A 24,308-nucleotide genomic window follows, 5' to 3' on the forward strand; every position below is an offset into this window, starting at 1 on the left:
CGAGAGTGATTGGCAAAGCCCGTTAACTATCGGGGCGGCGTTTATCAACATTCTCCTAGTACTGCCTGGTCGATTGTATCCAGCCGGCGAGCATGACTTACTCCAGGGACCATCAAATCTTCGTCGGCTGGATTCCGAGGGTTGAGCCATGCTTCTTGCTCAGCACGATGAGGATCCGCCCCAGCGGTCCCTCTTCTGTCCAGAACCTTGAGATGACACATCATTCAGATGTCTGCATTGTTGGTGCCGGAATCGGAGGGCTGACCTGCGCCACCGGATTGGCGACTTCCCCCCTGAGCAACCGTCTGCGCGTCAGAGTGTTTGATTTGAATGCCCGCGTGGGAGGCCGCATCCAGTCAAGAAAGCTGGACGGTGGGGAAATCACCGAACTGGGCGCCGCTCGCTACTCGCCGCAGCTGCATCCACGCTTCCAGGCGCTCATGCACTGTTTCCAACATCAACATGAGACCTACCCATTCACTCAGGCCATATTTCAAGACGACATGCAGGGGACGCTGAGGACGACCTTGCTCGGCCTGCTCCCCATGCTGGATGAACACCCCCAGGCCTCATTCCTGGAATTCGTCAGCCACTATCTGGGGGAAGGGGAGGCCAGGAAGATCATCAAGGCCATGGGGTATGACGCCCTCCTTCTGCCGATGGTCTCCGCGTCCATGGCATACAGCATCATCAAGAAGCACCCGGAAACGCAAAGCCTGGTTGATGACACAAGCAACCAATGGCGCTATGCCCCGGAAGGCTACGGCCAGTTGCTGGCGCGCCTTCAGTGTCAGGCACAGGAGGGCCGGGTCGAGTTTCGGATGGAACACCGGTTGCTCTCCGTTTCGCGCTCTGGAGATGGATACGGCCTCGCCTTCAGTCATCAAGACCACATACAAATACATCGGGCGCGGCACGTCATATTGGCCATCCCACCCTCCGCCATGACACCGCTCAATCTCGGCTTTCCCACCCACTGGAGTCCCTACCAATATGGCTCCCTGCCATTGTTCAAGGGGTTTCTGACCTTCAATAGCGCCTGGTGGCGAGACTGTCAGATGACAGACAAGGTCCTGGTGGTTAACAACCCCTTGAGGAAGATCTACTTCAAGGGCGAAAAATACGTACAATTCTACACCGACGGCGAAAATGCGACGTATTGGCAGGACAGCCTGGAGCAAGGCGAGGACGTCTATTTGAAGAGGGTGCGCGCCTGCCTGGAACAGGTTCTCCCCCTCGGTGGAAAGCCCCTACCTCCCATCAAGGACCATTTTCACAAGCATTGGCCACATGGAGTGGAGTTCTGTCTGGAATCCAAGGCGGATCAGCCCACCGCCCTGGTTCATCGCGATGGTGTCATCGCCTGCTCGGATGCCTACACGCCGCATGGCGGCTGGATGGAAGGTGGACTGCTCAGCGCGCATCAAGCAGTTCGGCTCTTGCTGGAACAGCTCACCAGCGCTTCAGAGAACCGGTATCAACAAAGCCCTCGCAGCACCGCTTGTCGAGCGCCATGAGTATTCTCTATTTTCCTCGGCTGTTCTTTCGAGGCTTTGCTCGCGCCAATGTTCCAACCGCGAATCGAAACACGCATGGCCAGATCGACATCGCCACCAATACCGTCCTCATGGAAGGTGCTCCGTTTGATCTTCGCCGGCCGCCCTCCGAATTCCATGAGCACCTGAAACAACTGGCTCCCAGGTATGACGCGGAGGGGAGGGCGGACTCCGGAGGAATCTTCAGCGAGGCAGCCGGCTACAATTTCGGCGGCAACAATCACTTCTCCTGGGAAAACGTCAGGATCACGGGCGTGCAGTTGCGGGAAGGGGACCTCGACACCAGCGACAGTCTGGTGGGGGCCCAACTGGCGCTCTGGGGAAACTACAACGAATACCTTCGCACGACGTTCAATCGCGCCCGATGGGTGGACAACAACCCCAGCCGGGCCGACACCACCTTGATATACGCCGGACAGGTGACGCTGAGCGACAAGCACGCTACGCCTCACACTCCGGCGCTGCTCACGGCGACCATTCCGCGGGCTCATTCCGTTCGTTGGGTGGGGACAGGGCATATCGTCGAGCGCAACGACCACTTCCTCGCCGAAGAGTTCACCCGCTCGCGGCTGTTTCAATTCTCCGTTTCAAAAAACGACTCCCAGTTCCTGCTCACGTCGCAAGCTTCTTCATCCCCTGGTCTGCGGGCCGTGCTGCAAGCGCTGGAGGGCGAGGAGGTACAGGGACTGACGGTCCAGTACGCCTTGTTCAACATGTCGACGCCGCGGGGAGCGGATTCACCTGTCTTTTATGACCTGATTGGCACCGTGGGCCTGTGGTGCCGGCATGAGCTGGAAACCTATCCGGCGGGGCGTCTGCTGTTGCCACGCCAGCCCGGCCTGGGACCGGTCGTGGTGAGGGTGCAGTCGGACCGGGTGTCTCTCAACATGCCGACCGCCATCCCTTTCACGACTCGAAGCGCCCAACCTGTCTCGGACCAACATCCCACCCATGGCCTGGGCGGAAAACTGCCGCTGGGAGATCTTGCACTCCTCAACCAGTCCGGCGCACTGGTTGCCAGAATCCCTGAGAAACTCTACCTCGATTTTTGGCGCCATCATGGCGTGCTGGATGTGCCGTTGTTGAACTCCGCCACGGATTCGCTTCTCCTGACAAGCGAACACGCCCAGTGGAGAGAAGCCGATTGGGTGGTGCAGTCCGACAGCAACCACCTGTTTCTGGAGGCGCCGAACAAGCGGAAGGACCAGGTCTTCCCGGAGACCATCACCGTGCAAAGCCGCCTCCGTGGCGAACTGGCATCGCACTCGGCGCTCGCGGTGCAGGCTGAAGACTCCGGCATGCTGACCGCGCACCTGACTTCGTCGGCCATGGGGGCTGGCTATGCGCAAGTCACCCTCACGGGCCAACGCCCTGGCGCGACTCGCGTTGCGCTGAGCGCCGGAGAAGACAGCCAATCCATTGGCGTCAGGGTATTGCCCGACGACTGGCACCTGGATGAGGTCCCCGCCGAGCAGGTGGACTATGCATTCTTGTATCAGCACGTCATGAGCTATTACGAGCTGGTATACCCCTTCATGTCGAACAAGGTGTTCAGCCTGGCGGACCGCTGTAAATGCGAAACGTATTCCCGGCTGATGTGGCAGATGTGCGATCCCCTCAACCGGGACAAAAGCTACTACATGCCGAGCACCAGGGAACTCTCCCTGCCCAAGTCCAAGCTGTTCCTGAAATACCTGACGCACCTCGAAGCGGCCTCCAGGACCTCTCTTCCTGAGCCTCCTGGCCCGCAGCCGATCAGCAGTAGGGCCCACCTGGTCAAGGAGTTGAAGAGAGCGATCGACCTGGAGCTGTCCCTGCTGTTTCAGTACCTGTATTCCGCCTACTCCATTCCCAACTACGAACAAGGGCTCAAGCAGGTTCAGGCGGGCCGTTGGCAGATGGCCGAGCTGGAGCTGGCCTGCGGCACCGAGGACAGGCGCCGCAACAGTGGTGTGCGCGGTACGTTGCTGGAAATCGCGCATGAAGAGATGATTCACTATCTGGTGATGAACAATGTGCTGATGGCCTTGGGCGAACCCTTCCATGCGGGCACCCCCATGGTGGGAGCGCAGGCGCGGCTCCATTTTGGTCTGGATACCGAGTTCTCCTTCGAGCCCTTCTCGGAGCATGTGCTCGCCAGGTTCGTTCGGTTTGAATGGCCTGGACATATCCCCGTGCCAGGAAAGTCCATCGCGGATTTCTACAGCTCGATTCGCCAGGGGATTCGTGAGCTGCCTGACCTGTTCGACACCCGCCCCGGCAAACGCGGCGGGGAACATCATCTCTTCTTGAATGAACTGACGAACAAGCTGTTCCCTGGGTATCAGCTGGAGGTTTTTGATCGGGACAGCGCGATCTTCTCCATCGACTATGTCACCGAGCAGGGAGAGGGGGTCGCGGTCGACGCCCCATCCTTCGAGTCCTCGCATTTCCAAAGACTGCGCCGCATGGCCGCCCGATTCAGCGCCCAGAAGAAGCCGTTTGAGCCCGCCGTACCGGCATTGAGGAATCCGGCCCTGGAGCCACGTGACGATTGTGTCCAGGTGGTGAACGAGGATGCCAGGTCGCTGATGGGCCTGTATCAAGGGTGTCATGAGTTGATGGTGCTACTGATGGCCCATCATTTCGCGCAAAAACCGCTGGGCAGTTTGCGCCGCTCCCGCTTGATGAATGCCTCCATCGACATCATGACGGGTCTGCTGCGCCCTTTGTCGATCACCTTGATGAATACGCCGTCGGGTCTGCCCGGGCGCAATGCCGGACCGCCAGTGCCCGAGCCAGTCAAGGGCCAGGTCGGCGGCGATTACGCCTCAGGATGCCAGATGCTGGCTCAGAAATGCCTGACATTGGCGCGGTTGGCCCGCGGCATTGGCGCGGACCTTGTCGGCGTGGCACCGATAGAAATGTTGGAATTTTTCAATCGTCAACTGACCGATCTGGCCCAGGGGAACATTCCAAGGGAGGCCTGAATGCACAAAGCCATCATTGTGGGCGGCGGACTGGCAGGCAGCCTGACCGCCATTTATCTGGCGCGGCGTGGGTACGACGTTCGTGTCGTCGAAAGGCGGAGAGACCCGCTGCAGAACACCTTCTCCGCCCTGGAGATGACCAGCTCGCGCGCCATCGGCGTCAGCATGAACGTCAGGGGCATCAAGGCGGTGCTGCAGGCCGGGATTGAGCCACAAGAGTTGAATCGGTGCGGCGAACCCATCGCCGGCATGGCCTTCTCCGTTGGTGGAAAGTACAGGATCCGCGAACTCACTCCGTCCGAGGGAATTTCCCCTCTGTCCCTGGATAGGTTGGCGTTTCAAAGGCTGTTGAACAAGCACGCCGCCCTTCTCGGTGTGAAGTATCACTTCGAATCAAAATGCCTGGGTGTCGACCTGGAGAAGAAGTCAGTCCTCGTCCAGGAAAACGACGGCGGGGTCCAGCGCCATCAAGGGGATTTGATCATCGGCGCGGATGGCGCACATTCCGCGGTACGCCAGTCCATGCAGAGCGGCCTGCGGCGCTTCGAATTCAAACAGACCTTCTTCCGCCACGGCTACAAGACGCTGGTCCTCACCAATGCCGCGGAACTGGGCTATCGGAAGGACCTGTTGTATTTTTTTGGCATGGACTCCAAGGGGCTCTTCGCCGGCCGCGCGGCGACCATCCCCGGCGATAGCATCAGCTTCGCGATTTGTCTGCCATACACGGGCGCCCTGAGCCTGGCGACGCAAGATGGAGACACCCTGCGCGCCTTCTTCAACCACTATTTCGGGGGCCTGCCTCCGGCCCGCCGGCAAGAAATGCTGGAGCAGTTCATGACACTGCCCAGCAACGACCTCGTCAATGTTCGCTCCAGCACCTTTCACTATCGTGGGAATGCAGTGCTGATGGGCGATGCGGCGCATGCCACCGCGCCCTTCATGGGGCAAGGCATGAACATGGCCCTGGAAGATGCCTATGTCTTCTCCACCCTGCTGGACAAACACGCCCATGACCTTGAGGTCGTGCTCCCGGAGTTCACCCGCCAGCGGAAGGTGCAGGCGGATGCGATGCAGGACATGTCCATCGCGAACTACGAGATGCTGAGCAATCCTCGCTTCATCTTCTTCTTGCGGGCCCAGTATGCCCGCTACATGCATCAGAAATTTCCCAGCCTCTATCCGCCGGACATGGCGGAGAAGCTGTATTTCGATTCGGTCCCTTACGACGAGCTGCAGCGAATCCAACGGAAGCAGAATGTGTGGTACAAGCTTGGAAGGATGAACTAGCTCGGCCATGCAATCACATCCCCCTCCGCCGCTCCTGCCAATGCAGTGGAGCAGCGCCTATGTCTCCTATTGGTCGCCCATGCTGCGTGGCGACCAGATGACTTCTGGCTACTGCTGGTTCAACTACGCTCGCGATGTCTGCCGGATTGACGGCCTGTTCAATCCCTGGCCCGAGAAGGAGAGGGGGGAGCATCTCTGGATGTCGGAGGTCGGCGATGTCGCGCGCGGACAGAGCCTCAAGAGGAAGATGGCCTACTGGAAGAAGGCGACCCCCATCGGGGAACACCTTTGTGAGACCTTGTTGCCGGATGAAAGGTCATCGTTCCATGAGTTGTTCCTGCCTCGCGCCGTATTGATGGACGGGAACGCGCGTCATGCCGGATGTGACCCTGTGCTGGGCCAGTTGGCGGATGTCTGGACCATCGAAAGGCCGCACAAGGCGCCCCTGACGCTCTACCTCCAGGCTGGAACCAACCTGCTGCTCCGCATGGTTTCCGGCAACGACAAGCAGCACGTCTCGGTGCGTGATTTCCCGAACGTATTTGTCGGAGACATCCCCGAGAGTGTTTTCGCGATGCCGAGAACCCCGTTCCCACCCGGCATGGCCGGGGAGGTCCCGCGCGTCGTTGAAACTTGAAGGGGACTCGACTCGATGCGGCATCCCCTCTCATGCCTGGGGAGATTCTCTCAACCTGTCCAGTGTGCTAAACTGGACAGGTCGTACAGACCATGGACTGTCCCTGGAGGCACGAATGCAGGCTGGAAGGTTCGTCAGCGGTGCGTTGCTTGCGGTGGGGTTGATGCTGGCTGGCTGCGGTGGTGCGGCGGTGGAAGACACCGAGGCCCAGGACCTCACCTCGCGCGAGGACGCGGTGCCCAACTGCAATGGCATTGCCTATGATCGGGAGTATTACTCCGACGCGTCGTACTCGACGCTGGTGGGCACGCGGAGCTGTGATTGTAGCAACTACGGCCAGTGGGGCCGGGTGACGGCGTTCGTCATCACCTATAACTACACCTGCGGCTGAGCACGCCCCGCGTGAATGAAGACGGCCCGCCCCGGAGTGTCTCCGGAAGCGGGCCGTCGTGCTTCAGCAATGCGTGGCTCAGGCGGTGGCGGAGCGCACGGCCGCGAGCAGCTCGCCGGAGTCGACCAGCTGGCTGACGGCCTCGATGTCCTTGTGCAGCTCCCTGTCCCGGTCCATGTGCGGCACCTTGGAGCGGATGACCTCGTAGGCGGCCAGCGCGCCCTTGCCCGGCTTCCCCGGCAGGCGGAAGTCCAGGGCCTGCGCGGCCACGAGCAGCTCGATGGCCAGACACGAGCGGGCGAATTCACCCACCTGCCGGCCCTTGAGCGCCGCCGTCATGCCCATGGACACATGGTCCTCGCGGCCCGCCGACGACGGAATCGAGTCCACCGACGCGGGGTGGCTGAGCACTCGCGACTCGGCCACCAGCGCCGCGCTCGTCACCTGGGCAATCATGAAGCCCGAGTTGAGCCCGGAGTTCTTCGCCAGGAACGCGGGCAGGCCCGACAGGGACGGGTTCACCAACTGCTCCACGCGCCGCTCGCTGATGGACGACAACTGGGTGAGCGCCATGGCCACCACGTCCATGGCCAGGGAGATGGGCTGGCCGTGGAAGTTGCCGCCGGAGACGATGCGCTCCGTCTCCGTGAAGACGAGCGGGTTGTCCGTGGCGCTGTTGACCTCCACCTCGAGGATGCGCCGGGCGAAGGACAGGCCCTCGCGCGCCGCGCCGTGCACCTGGGGCATGCAGCGCAGCGAGTAGGGGTCCTGCACCTTGCTGCAGTTGACGTGCGTCTCCACCAGCTCGCTGTGGACCAGGATGCGCCGCAGGTTCGCCGCACAGGCCTTCTGGCCTGGATGGGCTCGGATGTCGTGAATCTCCGGGATGAACGGCTTGTGGCTGCCGAGCAGGCCTTCCAGCGTCATGGCGCCGGCCACGTCGGCCAGCTCCGCGAGGGACTCGGCGCGAAGCTGGAGGAGGGTGCCCACGGCACACATGGCCTGGGTGCCATTCACCAGGGCCAGTCCCTCCTTGGCCTCGAGGATGACGGGCTGGAGGCCGGCCAGCTCCAGGGCCTTGCGCGCGGGCAGCCGCTGTCCCTGGTGGAAGGCCTCGCCCTCGCCGATGAAGACGAGCGCCAGGTGGGCCAGCGGCGCCAGGTCACCGGAGGCGCCCACGCTGCCGCGCTCGGGGACGACGGGGACGACGTCCCGGTTCAGCATGTCCAGCGCCAGGGCGAGCGTCTCCGAGCGGATGCCGGAGTACCCCTTGGCGAGCACGTTGCAGCGCAGGAGCAGCAGCGCGCGGGCCTCGGGGAGGGGCATGGGCGTGCCGACGCCGCAGGCGTGGGAGAGGATGAGGTTGCGCTGGAGGTCGCGCAGGTCCTTCTTGTCGATGCGGACCTCGGCCAGGGTGCCGAAGCCGGTGTTGATGCCGTAGGAAGGCGTGTCACCGGCGGCGACCCGGTCCACGAGCGCGCGGGCGGCGCGGACGCGGGCGGCGGCCTCGGGGGCCAGCTCCACTGTGACCTCGTTCCGGGCGACCTGGAGGATCTGCTCCAGCGTCAGGGTGTCTCCGTCGATGAGGATGCGGGGGCGCGACATTGGGGCTCCAAGGGGATGGCGGATTCAGGGTCTTCGGCAGCGGGGCTTTACACCCGGGAGCGGTGCTCGTATAGGTCCGCCGACTGAAGAGGGAGGTCACGGACTCCGTGGCGCTGATCGTCCAGAAGTATGGCGGTACCTCCGTGGGTGACACCGAGCGGATGAAGAATGTCGCTCGCCGCTGTCTGGCTGCCCAGGCGGCGGGTCATGACGTGGTGGTCGTCGTCTCCGCGATGTCGGGAGAGACCAACCGGCTGCTCAAACTCGTGGCGCAGATCACCGACCGGCCAGACGAGCGGGAGCAGGACGTGGTGGTGGCCACCGGCGAGCAGGTCTCCATCGGTCTGGTGGCGATGGCCATCCATGCGCAGGGGGGCAAGGCGACGAGCTTCCTGGGGCATCAGGTGCGCATCGTCACCGACAGCACGTTCTCCAAGGCGCGCATCAAGAGCATCGACGCGCAGCCCATCCGCGCGGCCCTGTCCAAGGGGCACATCGTGGTGGTCGCGGGCTTCCAGGGCGTGGACGAGGAGGGCAGCGTCACGACGTTGGGGCGCGGTGGCTCGGACACCACGGCGGTGGCGGTGGCGGCGGCGCTCAGCGCGGATGCCTGTGAAATCTACACGGACGTCGACGGCGTCTACACCACGGACCCGAACATGGTCCCCGCCGCGCGCAAGCTGGAGCGCATCGCCTACGAGGAGATGCTGGAGCTGGCGAGCGTGGGCGCGAAGGTGTTGCAGATCCGCTCCGTCGAATTCGCCATGAAGTACAAGGTGCCGCTCTGGGTGAAGTCGTCGTTCTCCCAGGACCCGGGCACACTCGTGTGTGAGGAGGACAAGTCCATGGAGGACGTGCTGGTCCGCGGCGTGGCGTATGACCGGAACGAGGCGAAGATCACCGTCTGTGGCGTGCCGGACGTGCCGGGCGTCGCCGCGAAGATCTTCGGACCGCTCGACGAGAAGCACATCGTAGTGGACCTCATCGTCCAGAACCCGTCGCGGGATGGGCGCACGGATCTGACTTTCACGGTGGGCAAGTCGGACTTCCTCAAGGCGCAGGAGGTGGTGCGCGAGGCGGTGAAGGAGATTCAGGCCGCCGGCATCGAGACGGACGAGAACATCGCCAAGGTGTCCATCGTCGGCGTGGGCATGCGCAACCACTCGGGCGTGGCGGCGCGGATGTTCACGGCGCTGTCCTCCGAGGGCATCAACATCCAGATCATCTCCACCTCGGAGATCAAGGTGTCTTGCGTGGTCCACGCCAAGTACACGGAGCTGGCGGTGCGGGCGCTGCACACGGCGTTCGGGTTGGATCAGCCGCTGCCTCCCGAGGGTGTCGCCACCGTGTCGGAGACGGCCGCGCTCAAGGGCGAGAAGGTCTGAGCCGGTGGCAGGGCGCACCGCCGCGCTCGCCGTCGTCGCGCTGGGAGTGATCGGGCTGGGGGCGGTGGCTCGCTGGCGCTGGCCGGATTCCGAGCCAGCGCTGGATTGTGCTCCAGAGTCCGTGCGGCTTCGGGCCGATGGCGTGGCCACGTGTGGCGAGGGTGAGGTGCCGACGGGGGCCACGGCGTTGGCGCTGGGGCGGCGGTTGGACCTGAACGCCGCGACGGAGGAGGAGCTGGCGCTCTTGCCGGGCGTGGGGTCGTCGCTGGCGCGGGGGCTGGTGGAGGCCCGTGAGGCGGCGGGTGGCTTCAGGAGCTGGGACGCGGTGGACGAGGTTCCCGGGGTGGGTGCTGCCCGGTTGAAGACCCTCCAGGCGGCCACCCTGTTGGGGCCGACTCCGGATGCCGGGCCCGTGTGGTAAGCACGCGACGTGCAGATCGCCTGCCCTCAGTGCTCGATGCAGTATGTCCTTGATCCCCGCCTGCTGCCGCCGGGAGGGGCATCGGTCCAGTGCACGCGTTGTGGCCATGTGTTCATGGCCTCGCCGCAGGCGGAGGCTCCGCGTCCGCCACCGGTGGACCCCGCGGGGCCACGCACACCGAGCGGCTCGTGGGCCTCGGCCTCGAGTCCCGCCGCGTCGAGCATGCTGAGGACGCAGATCTTCGGCTCGGGCCAGAATCAGGGCGCGTCCGGTGCGGTTCCTCCTGTGGACGCGGGGGCCGCTGCACATGGCGCGGTGCCGAACACGACGCAGACGTTTGGCGCGGTGCCGCCGGTGCGCGCGGATTCGGGCCCGCATGGCGCCGTGCCGAACACGACGCAGACTTTTGGTGCGGTGCCGCCGGTGCGCGCGGGTGCGGGTTCCCAGGGGTCGGTGCCAAACACGACGCAGACGTTTGGAGCTGTGCCTCCGGTGAGTGCAGGGCCGCACGGCGCGGTGCCGAACACGACGCAGACGTTTGGAGCTGTGCCTCCGGTGAGTGCAGGGCCGCACGGCGCGGTGCCGAACACGACGCAGACGTTTGGCGCGGTGTCTCCGGTGAGTTCGGGTCCGCACGGCGCGGTGCCGAACACGACGCAGACGTTCGGTGCAGCGCCTCCGGTGAGTTCGGGGCAGCACGGCGCGGTGCCGAACACGACGCAGACGTTCGGTGCAGCGCCTCCGGTGCGCTCTGATTCAGGCCCGCATGGCACGGTGCCGAACACGACACAGACGTTTGGTGCAGTGCCTCCCGTGCGCTCTGATTCAGGCCCGCACGGGGCGGTGCCGAACACGACGCAGACGTTTGGAGCTGTGCCTCCGGTGAGTGCAGGGCCGCACGGGGCGGTGCCAAACACGACGCAGACGTTCGGCGCGGTGCCTCCGGTGCGCTCGGAACCGGGCCCCCACGGGGTGGTGCCGAACACGACGCAGACCTTCGGCGCGGTGCCTCCGGTGAGTTCGGGCCCGCACGGCGCGGTGCCCAATACGACGCAGACCTTCGGTGCGGCGCCTCCGGTGAGTTCGGGCCCGCACGGGGCGGTGCCGAACACGACGCAGACGTTCGGCGCGGTGCCTCCGGTGCGCGCGGATGCGGGCCCGCACGGCTCCGTGCCGAACACGACGCAGACCTTCGGCGCGGTGCCGGGCCCGGCGCACGCATCGAGTGGGGACCCCTCGGGCCAGGGCTCCTCCGCCGGGGGTGTGAGGCAGTCCACCCAGGTCTTCGGTCTCGCGGCCCAGGGAAGCTCCGTGCCGCCCTCGATTGCGCCGGTGACGGGGGGCTCGACCGAGGCCCCTGCTTCCCTTGGACGGACCCTGACGTTCGGCGCGATGGCTGCTCAGTCCACACCCTCCGCCCCCGACGAGGCACCGTCGCTCGCGGGTGAGGCCCAGACCCGCGCCTATGGAGATGCCCCTGGCGGCACTCAGAGCTACGGAGCCATCGGCTCCGAGTCGTCGCCCACGGGCCTGCTTTCGGCACCGGTGGAGCGCAAGACGACGCTGTACGGCGCGGCCCTGGGGCCTGGGGCCCAGTCCGGGAGTGTGCGGTTGCCGCCCGAGGACATGTCGGGTGTCGGGACCTTTGGCGCGGGAGCCAGTCTCGGAGCCTCCGAGCCGAGAACCCCGTCCTCGCGCCGGGTCCCCGTGTCGCTTCCGCCCGAGTTGCTGGCGGCGGGCAGGGACGACTCGGAGTTCCCTGGGATGGCCCCGTCGAGTCGCTCCTCCCGGCTGTGGCTCGGGTTGCTGGTGGCGGCGGGAGTGCTCCTCGCGGGAGTGCTCGCCTATCCGGCCTGGAGGGATCGCAACGCGAACATGCCGGCGGACGCGGTGGCGGACAAGGACCGCGCGGCGGCGCTGCTTCGGAGGGATGACGCGACCTCCAGGGACCAGGCCATCAAGACCCTCCGGGGGCTGACGACCGTCCATCCCAAGTACACCGAGGCACGGGCCGAACTCGTCGGCGCGCTGTCCCTGCGTCTGGGTGAGCTCCAGTCGCAGGCCGAGCGACTTCGAATGCGGAGCGAATACCTCCAGCGCGAAATCGAGATCCTCACCCGGACCCGTGAGTCGGTGGACTGGGAGAGCCGGGTCAACGTGCTGCGGGAATCGACGGCAGAAGTCGTTCAACTCAGCGGCCCGCTGCGGGTCGAGGTCGACACGCTTCGCAAGGAAGTAGACGTCCTCGCCGCGGAGCTGGAAGCCGCGCCGGAGGTGGAGCCCGCCCCGGCCCTGGCGGCTCGGGTGAAGGCGCTGGCCCTGCACGCCGGAGTGACGGCGGCTCCGGATGCCCTGGCCCTGGCGGAGCGCCTGCGCAACGTGGAGAGCGCCCCGAAGATCTGGAGCACCGTGGCCAAGGCCGAGTACGTGCTCAGCTCGGGTTCTCCTCCAGACTCCGTCGCCCAATCCGTGAGCGAGCTGGAGGCATTGCGCCAGGCCGACGGCACGCTCTTGCGCGCCCATGTCCTGGGTGCTCGCCTGGCCCTGCGTCAGAAGAAGCCGGAGGCGGCGCGTTCACTCCTGGACGAAGTGATTGCCCTCAATCCGAACCACGAGCTGGCGCGCAAGCTGCTCGAACAGTTGGATGCCACGGGCTTCCAGCCCTGAAACGACGTCCGTCGTGTCCCGAGGCAGGCTGGAGAAAGTCCAGTCCCTCCGTGGCGATGATCCTCGCCTTTCCCAGGTTCTTCGGGCGGAACGCGCGCCCGTACGCGGGGCATGCCTCTTGCTGGTCACCCGTGCGGAGTCGGGGACTGGGTCTTGGGAGGCATGGTCGATGGCGGAGGTCTTCTTCTGGTGTGCCGCGCTGCTGTTGGCGCACACGTACTTTCTCTACCCATTGAGCCTGTTCGTGCTGGATGGGGCGGCGCAGGTGGCGCAGAACATCCGGGCGATGCGGGGTGGGGCGCCGCGTCGGGGTCTGGCGGCCAGTCGGGGGCCGGCTCCGTCGGTGAGCCTCGTCGTGGCCGCGTACAACGAGGTGTCCTGCATCGAGCAGAAGCTGGAGAACAGCCTCGCGCTCGATTATCCGGTGGAGCGCTTCGAGGTGGTGATTGGCTCGGACGGCTCGACGGATGGAACGAACGAGCGGGTCCTCCAGTGCCAGGATGAGCGGGTGCGGTTGTCGCCGGCGCCGCGCGCGGGCAAGACGACGGTGCTCAATCGCTGCATTCCAACGGCGAAGGGCGACATCGTGGTCCTCTCGGACGCGAACACGATGATTGAACCGGAGGCCATCCAGAAGCTCGTGCGCCACTTCGAGGACCCTGAAGTCGGGGCCGTCTGCGGCAAGCTGCGCCTCTACAATCCGACGAAGCAGGACTACGAGGAGAGCGCGTACTGGAGCTACGAGTCCCTCATCAAGATGTACGAGGGGCGCCGGGGCGCGGTGGTGGGGGCCAACGGAGGCCTGTACGCCATCCGTCGCACGCTGTTCACGGAGCTGCCGCCGTCCACCATCGTCGACGACTTCGTCATCCCGCTGCGCATCCTCGAGAAGGGCTACAAGGTCGCCTACGAGGAAGAGGCCGTCGCCCATGAGGAGACGACGGAGGACTACGGCAAGGAGTTCGGCCGTCGCGCGAGAATCGCCGCGGGCAACTTCCAGAGCCTCCGCATGGTGCCGGGCCTGCTCCTGCCCACCGCGGGCTTCCCCGCGTTCGCGTTCTGGTCGCACAAGCTCTTGCGCTGGTGCGCGCCCGCGCTGATGGGACTGGCGCTGATCGCCAACCTGTTCCTGCTCGACAGCGTGTTCTACCGCTTCACCCTCCTGGGGCAGGGCCTGTTCTATGCCCTGGCCTACCTCGGAAAGGTGGGGGTGCTGAAGCGCGGCGCGGCGAAGCGAGTCGCCTCGGTGGCCTACTATTTCGTCACCATGAACCTGGCCATCGTCGTGGGCTTCTGGCGCTTCCTGCGCAACTCGCAGCGCGCCGCGTGGGACCGCACCGCTCGCGCGTCCTGAGTCGCGAGCACGTCGTGCGTCCTGGCGCTCTGTCCCTCTGGGGGCCGGGCGCCTCGTCGTTCTACCGCAGCGAGGCGACGGGGACGGGTGCGGGCTTCTTCGTCGCGGGGCTGGGGGGCAGCACGCTGCCGAACGAGGCGAAGAGCTGGCCGGTGAGGACCGGGTCCTTGTTCGGACCGGCGTGGCGCAGCAGGTCGTTGAGCACCGCGCCCGTCTTGGGGTCCCTGGGCAGGTGAGGGCGGGCCAGGTTCATCCGGTAGCGCACGACGCCCCGGCGCACCCGGTGGATGACGGTGACGGTGCCCTGCGCATCCACGGAGTCGACGATGCCCACGTGCGTGAGGCCGTCGTTGCGGCGGCCGTCCCGGTTCTGGTCATACGTCTCGTTGAAGAAGACCAGGTCCCCCGCCGCGGGGCGACCTTCCGAGTACACGCGGCCATTCGCGCGGGCGTAGCGGTAGAGGGCGGTGACGCCGTTGTCGCCGGGCTTGAGCGTCCCTCGGAAGGACAGGCCCGCCTGGGCGTAGACGCCCTCGATGAGTCCCGTGCAGTCCGCCGGGTACTTGCGTCCGTCGAGCGTCACCTGGGGTTTGCCCACCAGTGAGCGGGCCGAAGCGAGCACCGTCGCGCGCGCATCGGCCGAGGCGGGCCGCACGCGCGTGCTCGCCGGAACGGTGGCGGGCTTGCCCTTCGTGGGGCGGGCGGCGGTGGCGCGCGCGGGCGTGCGCTTGACGGGGGCGGCCTTCCGCTCGGCCGTCTGGGCCTTGGGGGCCACGGGGCTGGAGAGCGACTCGCGCGGAAAGGCGGGCGGAGACGCGGAGCGGTAGCGCACGGCGTAGGAGTCCAGCCACGGCTCCAGCCGGTTCGACGGGGTGGCGCAGCCCGTCGCCGTCATCGCGAGGATTCCCATCAGCGTGAGCCACCGCATGCGCGACCTCCCTGTAGCGTCCTGAGGCACCCATGGTCGCCCCGGTGGCTTGTGTCGTCAAAAAACCTACCCAGGCAACCGTCCGTGACGGCTCGGGTTTCCGGGGGCGCCCGGGTGCGGTATTGCTCCCAGGAGAATGGTCTCCCTCCGCCGAGCCCTCGCCATCCTCCTGCTGTCCGCTGGCTGTCTGCCGTCGCCGTATGACCGCGCCGCCAGGACCGACACCGTGGAGGGCTACCGCGCCTTCCTGCGTGAGAACCCGACCCACCCGGACGCGGACGCCGCCGAGTCGCGCTTGGAGGAACTGGAGTTCGAGGACGCGAAGAAGCTCCACACGGTGCTCGCCTACAAGCGCTTCCTGGAGGTGTACCCGGACGCGCCGCACACGCGCACCGCGAAGACGCTGCTGGAAGGGCTGCGCTTCAACGCCGCGAAGGAGGCCGCCACGGTGGCCGCGTGGCGGCAGTTCCTCCAGGAGCACCCGGAGGGTCTGCAGCGCGACGAGGCGAAGAGGCTGATGGCGGAGGTGGAGACGCGGGAGTTGGCGACGACGCAGGACCCCCGGCGTCTGGCCGAGTACCTGCGCGAGCGCCCGGATGATCCGCGCCGCATGGAGGTGGAGTCGCGGCTGGACGGGCAGGCCTTCGAGCAGGCCAGGTCCGGGGGCGCGGCGAAGCTCTTCGCGTACCTCAAGGACTTCCCGGCGGGGACGCACCGCGAGGAGGCGCGCGGCCTCCTGCTGGAGCTGGAAGTGGAAGGGCTGCTCGTCTCGGGTCTGGTGGACGAGGCCGAGGCCCGGGTGAAGGCGCATCCCCTGGGGCCCAAGCTCACGGGTTTTCCGGCGAGGCTGGCTCGCGCTCGCGCGGAGAAGGCAGCGCTGGCCCAGCCGGAGCCGCTGGTGCAGGCGGCGTACGTGGGGCACTACCTGCGCGATTTGGAGGACCTGAAGCGCGCCATGGTGGCGCCGGATGCGTTGGACCGGTGGCAGGCGGCCGAGGAGATGGGCCAGCACGTGTCCGTGCGCGCGGTGGATCCGCTGCTGGATGCGCTGCGCTCCGCGCGCAATCCGCTCATCCGGCAGAACGCGCTGGAGTCGCTGCGCACGGTGCTGGCCTCGCTGCCGCGTCCGGTGGCCGACTACGAGGTGGCCTCGCGGCTGGACGCCCTGCGCGAGCGGGCCGGCAGCGCGGAGATGTACCTCACGGTGGCGGTGCTGCTGGACCTGTCCGGTCAGCTCGCCCAGGCCTCCACGGAGTACCAGCGCGCCTTCGATACGGGCGTGCCGGACCCCGTCGTCCTTCGCCGCTGGGTGGACATCCGCGAGGCGCGCAAGCAGCCGTTCTCCGCGGCGGTGGCCGCGCGGCAGCTCGCCGTGTGGGCGCTGGGCGTGGCGCGCGAGGAGACGGTGACAGCGGAGGGCCGCGTGCCCCTGGCCTCCGCGCGGCAGCTGTGCGCGGCGGCCGTCAACGCTCGCTTCGCGGCCGGGGCCATCTCCCGGGCCCGCGCGGCGTCCAACGAGTTCCCCGAGGACCTGGCCGAGTTCGAGCGTCGGGCGGAGGAGGCGCGGCGGCTGGCCGAGGCGCGACTGGCGGACGCGGAGCTGCTCCTGCGTGAGCAGAGCCCGGGCGTGCGCACCTGCGCGGACCGGGGTGTCAGCGAGCGGCTGGAGGGTGGGGTGAAGGAGCGCACCGCGGCGCTGGCCACGGTGGGAACGAAGCTGCCGCAGGTGGGACGGTTGCTCCTGGAGCTGGCGCGGGAGAGAGACCCCTCGCCCCAGGTCCGCGAGGCGGCCTCCGCGCGGCTGACGGCGCTCAAGCCGGTGCCCTGAGCCGACTGATCCGTTCGTCCCCGGAGGGCGGGGCGGTTAGAGTTCGCCGCCCCATGGTCACCCAGCCCACCCCTCGGACCGTCGCTCCGACGAGCGCCTCGTCGCGCATCGACTACGCCGGCCTGCTCAACGAGGAGCAGCTGCGGGCGGTGGAGGCGGAGGCCGGGCCAGTGCTGGTCATCGCCGGCGCGGGCTCCGGCAAGACGCGCACGCTCACGTTCCGCGTGGCGCGTCTGCTGGAGCGTGGCGTCCAGCCCGAGAACCTCCTGCTGCTGACCTTCACCAACAAGGCCGCGCGGGAGATGACCCGGCGGGTGGCGGACCTGGCGGGCTCGTTCGCGGACGTGCGGCGCATCCTCGGAGGGACCTTCCACCACGCGGCGCACCTGCTCCTGCGCCAGCACGCGGGGATGCTGGGCTACTCGGACCGCTTCACCGTGCTGGACCGGGAGGATGCCCGGGACTTGATGGTCACCTGTCTGGCCGAGCGCAAGCTCAAGAGCGACAAGCGCTTCCCCCGACCGGAGCTGGTGTTGGACCTGGTGTCGCTGGCCACCAATCTCCAGCAGGCCGTCTCCGAGGTCCTCTTCGACCGGCGGCCCCAGTTTCTTCCCCTGGCCCCGGAGATCCTCGCGACGGCGGCGCGCTACCGGCAGCGCAAGGCGCAGCTGCACCTGATGGACTTCGATGACCTGCTGCTCAACCTGAAGCGGCTGCTCACCGAACACCCCACGGTGCGCGCCCAGCTCACCGAGCGCTTCCACAGCGTCCTCGTGGACGAGTACCAGGACACCAACAAGCTCCAGGGAGAGCTGGTGGATCTGCTCGCCGGCGAGCGCCGTGACTTGACGGTGGTGGGGGACGACTGCCAGTCCATCTACAGCTTCCGGGGCGCGGACTTCTCCAACATCATCGGCTTTCCCGAGCGCCATCCCGGCTGCGCCGTCTTCACGCTCACTCGCAACTACCGCTCGACCCCTGAGGTCCTCCAGCTCGCCAACGCGGCCATCTCCCGCAACGAGCGGCAGTTTCCCAAGACGCTCGTCGCGGAGCGTCCTTCGGGGGCCCGTCCCGTCGTCGTCCCCGCGCTCGACGCCGCTGACCAGGCCGCCTGGGTGGCCCGCCGCGTCCTGGAGCTGCGCGACGGGGGCCTGTCCCTGGAGGCGATGGCCGTCCTCTATCGCGCGCACAACCACTCGCTCGAACTCCAACTGGAGCTCACGCGCCTGGGCATCCCGTTCCGGGTCCGCTCGGGGGTGCGGTTCTTCGAGCAGCCCCACGTCAAGGACGTGCTGGCCCACCTGCGGCTGGTGAACAACCCCGGGGATGAGCTCGCCTTCAAGCGGGTGGTGCGCGCGGTGCCCGGGGTGGGGCCCACGACGGCGGAGCACCTGTGGACGTCCCTTCGCGCGCTGCCGGAGGGACTGTCCCTGGCGGAAGGCCTGGCGCGCGACGAGGTCCGGACCCATCTGTCGCGCAAGTCGCGCCCGGGCTTCGAGCGCTTCGCCGTGCTGATGGGTCGGCTCGGACGTCCGGAGGCCGCGGCTGACCCGGGTCGACTCATCGAGGAGGTGTTGGCGGGAGGGTACGCGGAGGTCCTCGCGGCGGAGTCCTCACCCGAGGAAGGCCGGGAGGACGACCTGCGGCAGCTGGCCGAGTACGCGCGCCGGCTCGAGGACCTGCCCCGCTTCCTGTCGGAGCTCGCGCTCGTCGCGGAGTTCGCCGCGAAGGAGGCCCTGGGGGCCGGGGCTCCCGGAGACGTCCTGACACTCACCACCGTCCATCAGTCCAAGGGGCTGGAGTGGCGGGCCGTCTTCGTCCTCTGGCTGGTGGACGGGCGGTTTCCCATGTCCCAGGCCGCCCGCTCGGCGGAGGAGGAAGAGGAGGAGCGACGACTCTTCTACGTCGCCACCACCCGGGCCCGGGACCACCTGGCGCTGGTGTACCCCTTGTCGGTGCTGCCCCGGGAGGGGGAGCGCATCCTCCTGCGGCCGTCCCGCTTCCTGGAAGAGCTGCCAGCCGGGGAGGGGGCTCCCTATGATCGGCTCGTCCTGGCTTCCGCCGAGGCGGTACTGGGGGGGCTCCCCCTGGGGTTGGCTGGGCCTGGGCCGATGGGGTCCGAGCCGGAGGACTGAGCGGACGCCCAGAAACGCGCGCGCGAAGTCGCGACGTGATACAGAGTGGGACGAGGGCGTGCGTCTTGTGACCCGCGCCTGTGAACTTCATGGCGGACAGACCTCGCATCGTCGGGATTGACCTGGGCACCACCAACACGCTGGTGGCGTCCGTGCGCAACCGCATCCCGAAGATCGTCCCCACGGACCGCGGCAATCTCATCCTCCCCTCCGTCGTCGCCCTGTCGTCCAAGGGTGACCTGCTGGTGGGTGGGGTGGCCAAGGATCAGATGGTCACCAACCCCCGCAACACGCTGTGGGGGACCAAGCGGCTCATCGGACGGAAGTACCATTCCAAGTCCGTGGAAGACCTCCGCGGTGCCTTCCCGTACGACATCGTCGAAGGCCCTGGCGGTGACGCCGCGGTGATGTTGGACGGCAAGCTCTACTCGCTGCCCCAGGTCTCCAGCTTCGTGTTGTCCCAGCTGAAGACCATCGCCGAGCAGTTCCTGGGCGGTCCCATCGACGCGGCCGTCATCTCCGTCCCGGCCTACTACAACGACAACCAGCGCCAGGCGGTGAAGGAGGCGGGCCGGTTGGCCGGCTTCGACGTCAAGCGCATCGTCAACGAGCCGACGGCGGCGGCGCTGGCCTACGGTTTCAACCGGGGCCTGGACCAGAAGATCCTCGTCTATGACCTGGGCGGCGGCACCTTCGACGTCTCCGTCCTGCACCTGTCCGGCAATGTCTTCGAGGTGCTCGCGACGGGCGGCGATACCTTCCTGGGCGGCGCGGACTTCGACAACCGCATCATGGAGTACGTGCTGGAGCGCTTCCGCGAGGAGACCAAGGTCGACCTCGCCGAGAACCCCATCGCGCTCCAGCGCATCAAGAACGCCGCCGAGGCGGCGAAGATCGACCTGACGCTCATCCCCAACGTCGTCATCGACCTGCCCTTCATCGACGAGCGCAAGGGCAAGCCGTTGGACCTGCGCATCCCCCTGACGCGCGAGTTCCTCAACAGCCTCACCGGCGACCTGGTGGACCGGACGTTCGACATCTGTGATCGCGTGCTGGCGGAGAAGGGCATCGCCCGCTCGGAGATCGACGAGATCATCCTCGTCGGCGGGCAGAGCCGGATGCCGCTCGTGCAGCAGAAGATCCAGGCTCACTTCGGCAAGCCGCCTCGCAAGGGCGTGCACCCCGACGAGTGCGTGGCCCTGGGCGCGGCGCTGCTGGGTGACTCGCTGGGCAGCATCGACGCGGTGACGCTGCTGGACGCGCTGTCCATGCCCATTGGCTACGCGCTGCCCAACGGTCGCGTGAAGCGCATCATCGAGAAGAACTCGCTCATCCCCATGGTGAAGAGCTTCCGCCTGCCTCCTCCCAAGGAGCCCGGCGCGCCCTTCATCGAGCTGGACATCTTCCAGGGCGACAGCGACCTGATGGTGGACAACGAGTACCTGGGCACCGTCCGTGTTCCTTCCGCCGCCGCCGGTCGCAAGATCGACTTCCGCCTCACCGAGGAGTGTCTGCTCCAGGTGATGGTGGAAGAGGCCAGCGGCATGCGGAAGGTGGACCTGGCGACCCGAGACACCCCGGAGCAGCTCAAGAAGGCGCTCCAGGAGGTCGTCATCAAGCGCGACACCCAGCCGGTGCCCAGCTCCAACGGCACCAACGATGACCGGGGCCTCCTCTCGAGCATCAAGAGCATCTTCCGGAGAGGTTAGTGGGGCATGGCGAAGTTCCCGTCGAAAGAGTGGCTGGACGAAGCGGTCCGGCTCACGAACGAAGATCCCGAGTGCGCGGTGGCCGGCAGGGGCTGGAAGGGCGACTTCGGGGCGGTCATCGAAGCGGAGCCCGGCAAGCTGGCGAAGGCGTTCGTCATCCACGTCGTCCCCGGTGACTGCCGCATCGAGAAGGCGCGTGTGCTCGCGGACCCGGACGACCTGGATGAGCTCGAGCCCATCTATCTGGCGCGCGCCCCGTACACCGTCTGGAAGCAGCTGCTCCAGGGGACGTTGGACCCGGTGGAGGCGGTGCTCAAGCGCCGCATCACCATGAAGGGTGACCTGCAGCCGCTCATCGAGCGCATGAAGTACAAGGGCATCGCGGACCGAGTCTTCGCGAAGCTGCAGACGCAGTTCGTCGACGAGCCGTAGGCCGGGGGGCAATCATGGGTATCCGTGACGACTTGAAGAAGCAGGCGCTGGAGGTCTCCAGCAAGGCGGTGGAGAAGCTGATGGCCGACGAGAGTCGCGCCATGGCCATCGCCAACGCCATTGGCAAGGTTCAGCGTGGCAAACAGGCGCTGGACCGGGGCCAGGAGGAGCTGTTGAAGGCGTTCCACTTCGCGCCGCGCAGCGAGTTCAAGGCCGTGGGAAAGCAGCTCTCCGGACTCAAGCGTCGGCTGCGCGAACTGGAAGAGAAGCTGGATGGGCTGTAGTTGAAATTGCGTTGACACCCACGGGGGCAGATGGCATTTACCCCCTCGTCGCGTCTCGGTCGCACACGAAGCGCGGGCGCATAGCTCAGTGGTAGAGCACTGCCTTCACACGGCAGGGGTCGCAGGTTCAAGCCCTGCTGCGCCCAACAGAAGAGGCCGTGAATCCAAGGGGAAACCCAAGGGTTCACGGCCTCTTCGCTTTTCGGCTCAGGCAGCGCCGGATGTCTCTTTGGAGCTTCGGCTCGGCGCGCCCGGGCATGGACTCCCAGGCGCGCCGCGAGTTCCCCGTGCGGGGTGGACTTCAGGTCTCCGACGGCTTGGCGAGCGGCTCGGCGCCGGGCGTCACCGGCGCGTGGGGCGGCGTGTTCCGCGACTTGATCAGCGACGCGACGATGCTGACGCCCAGCAGGCCGGCGATGACGCCCAGGGACACCGCGGGGTGGATCTTCACGAAGTCGATGATGGCCATCTTCGTGCCCACGAAGACGAGCACGCCCGACAGGCCCACCTTCAGGTAGCTGAACTTCTCCACCGCCCCGGCCAGGAGGAAGAACAGCGAGCGCAGGCCGAGGATGGCGAAGATGTTGGACGTGAAGACGATGAACGGATCCCGCGTGACGGCGAAGATGGCGGGGATGGAGTCGAGCGCGAAGAGGATGTCCGACGCCTCCACCAGGATGAGCGCCATCAACAGCGGCGTGGCCAGCTTGCGGCCGTTCTCCACGGTGAAGAAGTGGTGCCCGTCGAAGCGGGGCGTGGAGGGGATGGTCCGCCGCGCCATCTTCATCATCCACCCGTCCTCCGGGTGGTCCTCCTTGTTGCGCTGGAAGAAGAGCTTCAGGCCCGTGAGGATGAGGAACGCGCCGAAGACGTAGATGAGCCAGTGGAAGCGCTCCAGCATGGCCACGCCCGCGAAGATCATGATGGCCCGCAGGACCAGCGCGCTGAGGATGCCCCAGAAGAGCACCCGGTGCTGGTACAGCGCGGGGATGCGCAGCGCGGAGAAGATGACGACGAAGACGAAGATGTTGTCGACGGAGAGCGACTTCTCGATGAGGTAGCCGGTGAGGAACTCCACCGCCGGACCCCCGCCGAACTTCCACCACAGCCCCGCGTTGAACACGAGCGCCAGGCTGATCCACACCGTGCTCCAGCCCAGCGCCTCCTTGAAGCCGACCGCGTGGGCCTTCCGGTGGAAGACGCCCAGGTCCAGGGCGAGCATGGCGATGACGAAGGCAATGAAGCCGCCCCACAGGGCGGGACTGCCGACGGTTTGTAGGGATTCCATAGGTGGATTTCAGATAAGAGCGCCCGTTCTCATCGACAAATAGGGATTCCGGTTGCGCTCCATCGAGAAAACCTAAGGGATGCCGGGAGCGGATGGAGGCCTGTCCCGGGAGGGGCCGGCCCGAGGGGGGCTGGAGCGGGCGACGCTGGCTGGGGAAGGGTTGCGGGACGTGGTGGGTTTCGGCCCGTCCGGTTGGAACTCGACAGTCACCGGGCCATTGAGACCAACCAGGCGTCCGCGCCCGGAGGCATTTCTGGCCTCCGGCGGGATGGGCGCGGCGAGGGCTCGCAGGGCGATTGGCGTCCGCGGCTCCTGTCACTCTCGTGGCCCCTCGAAGAAGGACCGCCCTTTTGACCCGGAACCGTCTTCTCTCCTCGATTTGCGGGGCCTTGCTTGCCCTGTCCGCCACGGCTTGTGGCGCTGACTCCTCTGGTACGACGTCTCCCGGCAGTGGCACCGAGCCACCTTCCGAGCAGCCCCAGGTCCCCACGCCTGACCCCACGCCTACGCCGGACCCAACGCCGACGCCGAATCCGGACCCGACGCCAACGCCCAATCCGGACCCGACGCCAACGCCCAATCCGGATCCGACACCGACGCCCGATCCGGATCCGACGCCAACTCCCAATCCGGACCCCACGCCCGAGCAGCCAGGCGCGGACAAGTTTGGCGTGACGATGCTCTATCCCTCCAAGGCAGGGGGCGAGGCCTGGGCGCTGTCGGACAACCCCACGTCGGACTCGCGGTTCGATCCCCAGGGCACCATCACCCGCAACTCGGATGGCTCCTGGAAGATGAAGAGCAGCCAGGTTCGCATGGGTGTCACCACGTCGACGGGTTACTCGGCGGCGAAGATCCCCACCTATGACCGGGACGTGCTGGCCAGCCGTGGCTACATGCAGGCGGCGAACGATTGGAAGAACCTGGAGATGACGGGCTTCGTGAAGCTCAACTCCGCCTCCGACGGCTCGGACAACTTCGACTGGTATGCGCGGGGCGGGAAGCACAACGACAAGGAGTCGGGGTGTGAGGGCAGCAGCTACAAGGGCGGTCTGCACTACGACGGCCGTGCCCGCTGGCAGAAGGAGACGTGGCACGTGTCCTACGAGCAGGCGCCCTACAAGCCCGCGACGTCGGCGTTGAAGGGCCGCTGGGTGGGCTTCAAGGCGGTGATGCGCAACACCACCGTCAGCGGCAAGGAGGCCGTGAAGCTGGAGCTGTACGTCAACGAGAACGCCGACAAGGTGACGTGGAAGAAGGTCCACGACATGGTCGACGCGGGAGACTGGGGCGGTGACGCCGAGCACTGCGGTGGTTCCGTCGGTCCCATGCCCATCACCTGGGGTGGCCCCATCGCCACGTTCCGCTGGGACAACGCGGAGGACGTCGACTTCAAGTGGCTGTCCGTTCGTGAAATCCAGCCGTAGTT

The 24,308-nt window shown here is 66.5% G+C and carries 18 protein-coding genes, 1 tRNA gene and 1 pseudogene; 17 read left to right on the plus strand and 3 right to left on the minus strand.

What is annotated here, in order from left to right; translation table 11 throughout:
- The first annotated feature begins 155 nt into the window (after window positions 1-155).
- The 5 genes from vioA to FJV41_RS05180 all read left to right on the plus strand — a co-directional run bounded on the left by vioA (window position 156) and on the right by FJV41_RS05180 (window position 6,843).
- The gene (gene vioA / locus FJV41_RS05160) at window positions 156-1,517 is read left to right on the plus strand and encodes a flavin-dependent violacein biosynthesis tryptophan-2 monooxygenase VioA (protein WP_246137008.1); all 1,362 of its coding nucleotides are present in this window, start codon (window positions 156-158) and stop codon (window positions 1,515-1,517) included.
- On the plus strand, window positions 1,514-4,525 hold the full coding sequence (gene vioB, locus FJV41_RS05165; protein ID WP_141641276.1) for an iminophenyl-pyruvate dimer synthase VioB: 3,012 nt from the start codon (window positions 1,514-1,516) through the stop codon (window positions 4,523-4,525). The genes vioA and vioB overlap by 4 nt, the downstream gene beginning before the upstream one ends.
- The gene (vioC, locus tag FJV41_RS05170; protein WP_141641277.1) at window positions 4,526-5,815 is read left to right on the plus strand and encodes an NADP-dependent violacein biosynthesis oxygenase VioC; all 1,290 of its coding nucleotides are present in this window, start codon (window positions 4,526-4,528) and stop codon (window positions 5,813-5,815) included.
- Window positions 5,816-5,822: 7 nt separating this feature from the next.
- Complete coding sequence (gene vioE, locus FJV41_RS05175; RefSeq protein WP_141641278.1) at window positions 5,823-6,452, plus strand: violacein biosynthesis enzyme VioE; 630 nt, start codon at window positions 5,823-5,825, stop codon at window positions 6,450-6,452.
- 115 nt (window positions 6,453-6,567) lie between these two features.
- Window positions 6,568-6,843 (plus strand): DUF6289 family protein, encoded by a 276-nt coding sequence (locus FJV41_RS05180; protein ID WP_141641279.1) that lies wholly within the window; start codon window positions 6,568-6,570, stop codon window positions 6,841-6,843.
- A 78-nt stretch (window positions 6,844-6,921) separates the two neighbouring features.
- Here FJV41_RS05180 and hutH read toward each other — a convergent pair whose 3' ends face one another.
- Entirely contained in the window at window positions 6,922-8,448 is a 1,527-nt protein-coding gene (gene hutH / locus FJV41_RS05185; protein ID WP_141641280.1) for a histidine ammonia-lyase, read from the minus strand.
- Window positions 8,449-8,555: 107 nt separating this feature from the next.
- Here hutH and FJV41_RS05190 point away from each other — a divergent pair, with 107 nt between their 5' ends.
- The 5 genes and pseudogenes from FJV41_RS05190 (at window position 8,556) to FJV41_RS05205 (ending at window position 14,275) form a co-directional block, all read left to right on the plus strand.
- A complete protein-coding gene (locus FJV41_RS05190) occupies window positions 8,556-9,833 on the plus strand; it encodes an aspartate kinase (RefSeq protein ID WP_141641281.1) in 1,278 nt (425 codons plus the stop codon).
- Window positions 9,834-9,837: 4 nt separating this feature from the next.
- Window positions 9,838-10,254: a ComEA family DNA-binding protein gene (locus FJV41_RS05195; protein WP_141641282.1), complete on the plus strand. Its 417-nt coding sequence runs from the start codon at window positions 9,838-9,840 to the stop codon at window positions 10,252-10,254.
- 9 nt (window positions 10,255-10,263) lie between these two features.
- Window positions 10,264-10,362, plus strand: a pseudogene (locus FJV41_RS54925) (zinc-ribbon domain-containing protein); the annotation flags it as partial.
- Between the two features lie 6 nt (window positions 10,363-10,368).
- A complete protein-coding gene (locus FJV41_RS05200) occupies window positions 10,369-12,921 on the plus strand; it encodes a tetratricopeptide repeat protein (RefSeq protein ID WP_246137009.1) in 2,553 nt (850 codons plus the stop codon).
- Window positions 12,922-13,090: 169 nt separating this feature from the next.
- Window positions 13,091-14,275: a glycosyltransferase family 2 protein gene (locus FJV41_RS05205; RefSeq protein ID WP_141641284.1), complete on the plus strand. Its 1,185-nt coding sequence runs from the start codon at window positions 13,091-13,093 to the stop codon at window positions 14,273-14,275.
- Window positions 14,276-14,336: 61 nt separating this feature from the next.
- Here FJV41_RS05205 and FJV41_RS05210 read toward each other — a convergent pair whose 3' ends face one another.
- Window positions 14,337-15,203, minus strand: a complete 867-nt coding sequence (locus FJV41_RS05210; protein ID WP_141641285.1) for a CHAP domain-containing protein — start codon at window positions 15,201-15,203, stop codon at window positions 14,337-14,339.
- A gap of 136 nt (window positions 15,204-15,339) precedes the next feature.
- Between FJV41_RS05210 and FJV41_RS05215 the strand changes: the two genes are divergently transcribed.
- From FJV41_RS05215 to FJV41_RS05240, 6 genes are all read left to right on the plus strand, one after another.
- Window positions 15,340-17,031, plus strand: coding sequence for a HEAT repeat domain-containing protein (locus FJV41_RS05215; RefSeq protein ID WP_141641286.1), 1,692 nt, complete (start codon window positions 15,340-15,342; stop codon window positions 17,029-17,031).
- Window positions 17,032-17,084: 53 nt separating this feature from the next.
- A complete protein-coding gene (locus FJV41_RS05220) occupies window positions 17,085-19,166 on the plus strand; it encodes an ATP-dependent helicase (protein WP_141641287.1) in 2,082 nt (693 codons plus the stop codon).
- Between the two features lie 89 nt (window positions 19,167-19,255).
- Window positions 19,256-20,875, plus strand: a complete 1,620-nt coding sequence (locus FJV41_RS05225; RefSeq protein ID WP_141641288.1) for an Hsp70 family protein — start codon at window positions 19,256-19,258, stop codon at window positions 20,873-20,875.
- A gap of 6 nt (window positions 20,876-20,881) precedes the next feature.
- Complete coding sequence (locus FJV41_RS05230) at window positions 20,882-21,307, plus strand: SCP2 sterol-binding domain-containing protein (protein ID WP_141641289.1); 426 nt, start codon at window positions 20,882-20,884, stop codon at window positions 21,305-21,307.
- A 14-nt stretch (window positions 21,308-21,321) separates the two neighbouring features.
- A complete protein-coding gene (locus tag FJV41_RS05235) occupies window positions 21,322-21,591 on the plus strand; it encodes a hypothetical protein (RefSeq protein WP_141641290.1) in 270 nt (89 codons plus the stop codon).
- Between the two features lie 74 nt (window positions 21,592-21,665).
- Window positions 21,666-21,737, plus strand: a tRNA-Val gene (locus tag FJV41_RS05240).
- 155 nt (window positions 21,738-21,892) lie between these two features.
- Here the strand turns inward: FJV41_RS05240 and FJV41_RS05245 are convergent.
- On the minus strand, window positions 21,893-22,879 hold the full coding sequence (locus FJV41_RS05245) for a TerC family protein (RefSeq protein WP_141641291.1): 987 nt from the start codon (window positions 22,877-22,879) through the stop codon (window positions 21,893-21,895).
- A gap of 350 nt (window positions 22,880-23,229) precedes the next feature.
- Here FJV41_RS05245 and FJV41_RS05250 point away from each other — a divergent pair, with 350 nt between their 5' ends.
- On the plus strand, window positions 23,230-24,306 hold the full coding sequence (locus FJV41_RS05250) for a carbohydrate-binding protein (protein ID WP_141641292.1): 1,077 nt from the start codon (window positions 23,230-23,232) through the stop codon (window positions 24,304-24,306).
- The last annotated feature ends 2 nt before the right edge of the window (window positions 24,307-24,308 follow it).

Origin of the sequence: Myxococcus llanfairpwllgwyngyllgogerychwyrndrobwllllantysiliogogogochensis, assembly GCF_006636215.1 — a bacterium.
Lineage (GTDB): Bacteria > Myxococcota > Myxococcia > Myxococcales > Myxococcaceae > Myxococcus > Myxococcus llanfairpwllgwyngyllgogerychwyrndrobwllllantysiliogogogochensis.

What these genes read in the sequence shown, in the direction of transcription:
- vioB (WP_141641276.1), top strand. Translation starts at nt 1,514, where the DNA reads ATGAGTATTCTCTATTTTCCTCGGCTGTTCTTTCGAGGCTTTGCTCGC.
- vioC (WP_141641277.1), top strand. Translation starts at nt 4,526, where the DNA reads ATGCACAAAGCCATCATTGTGGGCGGCGGACTGGCAGGCAGCCTGACC.
- vioE (WP_141641278.1), top strand. Translation starts at nt 5,823, where the DNA reads ATGCAATCACATCCCCCTCCGCCGCTCCTGCCAATGCAGTGGAGCAGC.
- FJV41_RS05180 (WP_141641279.1), top strand. Translation starts at nt 6,568, where the DNA reads ATGCAGGCTGGAAGGTTCGTCAGCGGTGCGTTGCTTGCGGTGGGGTTG.
- hutH (WP_141641280.1), bottom strand. Translation starts at nt 8,448, where the DNA reads ATGTCGCGCCCCCGCATCCTCATCGACGGAGACACCCTGACGCTGGAG.
- FJV41_RS05200 (WP_246137009.1), top strand. Translation starts at nt 10,369, where the DNA reads ATGGCCTCGCCGCAGGCGGAGGCTCCGCGTCCGCCACCGGTGGACCCC.
- FJV41_RS05205 (WP_141641284.1), top strand. Translation starts at nt 13,091, where the DNA reads ATGGCGGAGGTCTTCTTCTGGTGTGCCGCGCTGCTGTTGGCGCACACG.
- FJV41_RS05210 (WP_141641285.1), bottom strand. Translation starts at nt 15,203, where the DNA reads ATGCGGTGGCTCACGCTGATGGGAATCCTCGCGATGACGGCGACGGGC.
- FJV41_RS05215 (WP_141641286.1), top strand. Translation starts at nt 15,340, where the DNA reads ATGGTCTCCCTCCGCCGAGCCCTCGCCATCCTCCTGCTGTCCGCTGGC.
- FJV41_RS05220 (WP_141641287.1), top strand. Translation starts at nt 17,085, where the DNA reads ATGGTCACCCAGCCCACCCCTCGGACCGTCGCTCCGACGAGCGCCTCG.
- FJV41_RS05225 (WP_141641288.1), top strand. Translation starts at nt 19,256, where the DNA reads ATGGCGGACAGACCTCGCATCGTCGGGATTGACCTGGGCACCACCAAC.
- FJV41_RS05230 (WP_141641289.1), top strand. Translation starts at nt 20,882, where the DNA reads ATGGCGAAGTTCCCGTCGAAAGAGTGGCTGGACGAAGCGGTCCGGCTC.
- FJV41_RS05235 (WP_141641290.1), top strand. Translation starts at nt 21,322, where the DNA reads ATGGGTATCCGTGACGACTTGAAGAAGCAGGCGCTGGAGGTCTCCAGC.
- FJV41_RS05245 (WP_141641291.1), bottom strand. Translation starts at nt 22,879, where the DNA reads ATGGAATCCCTACAAACCGTCGGCAGTCCCGCCCTGTGGGGCGGCTTC.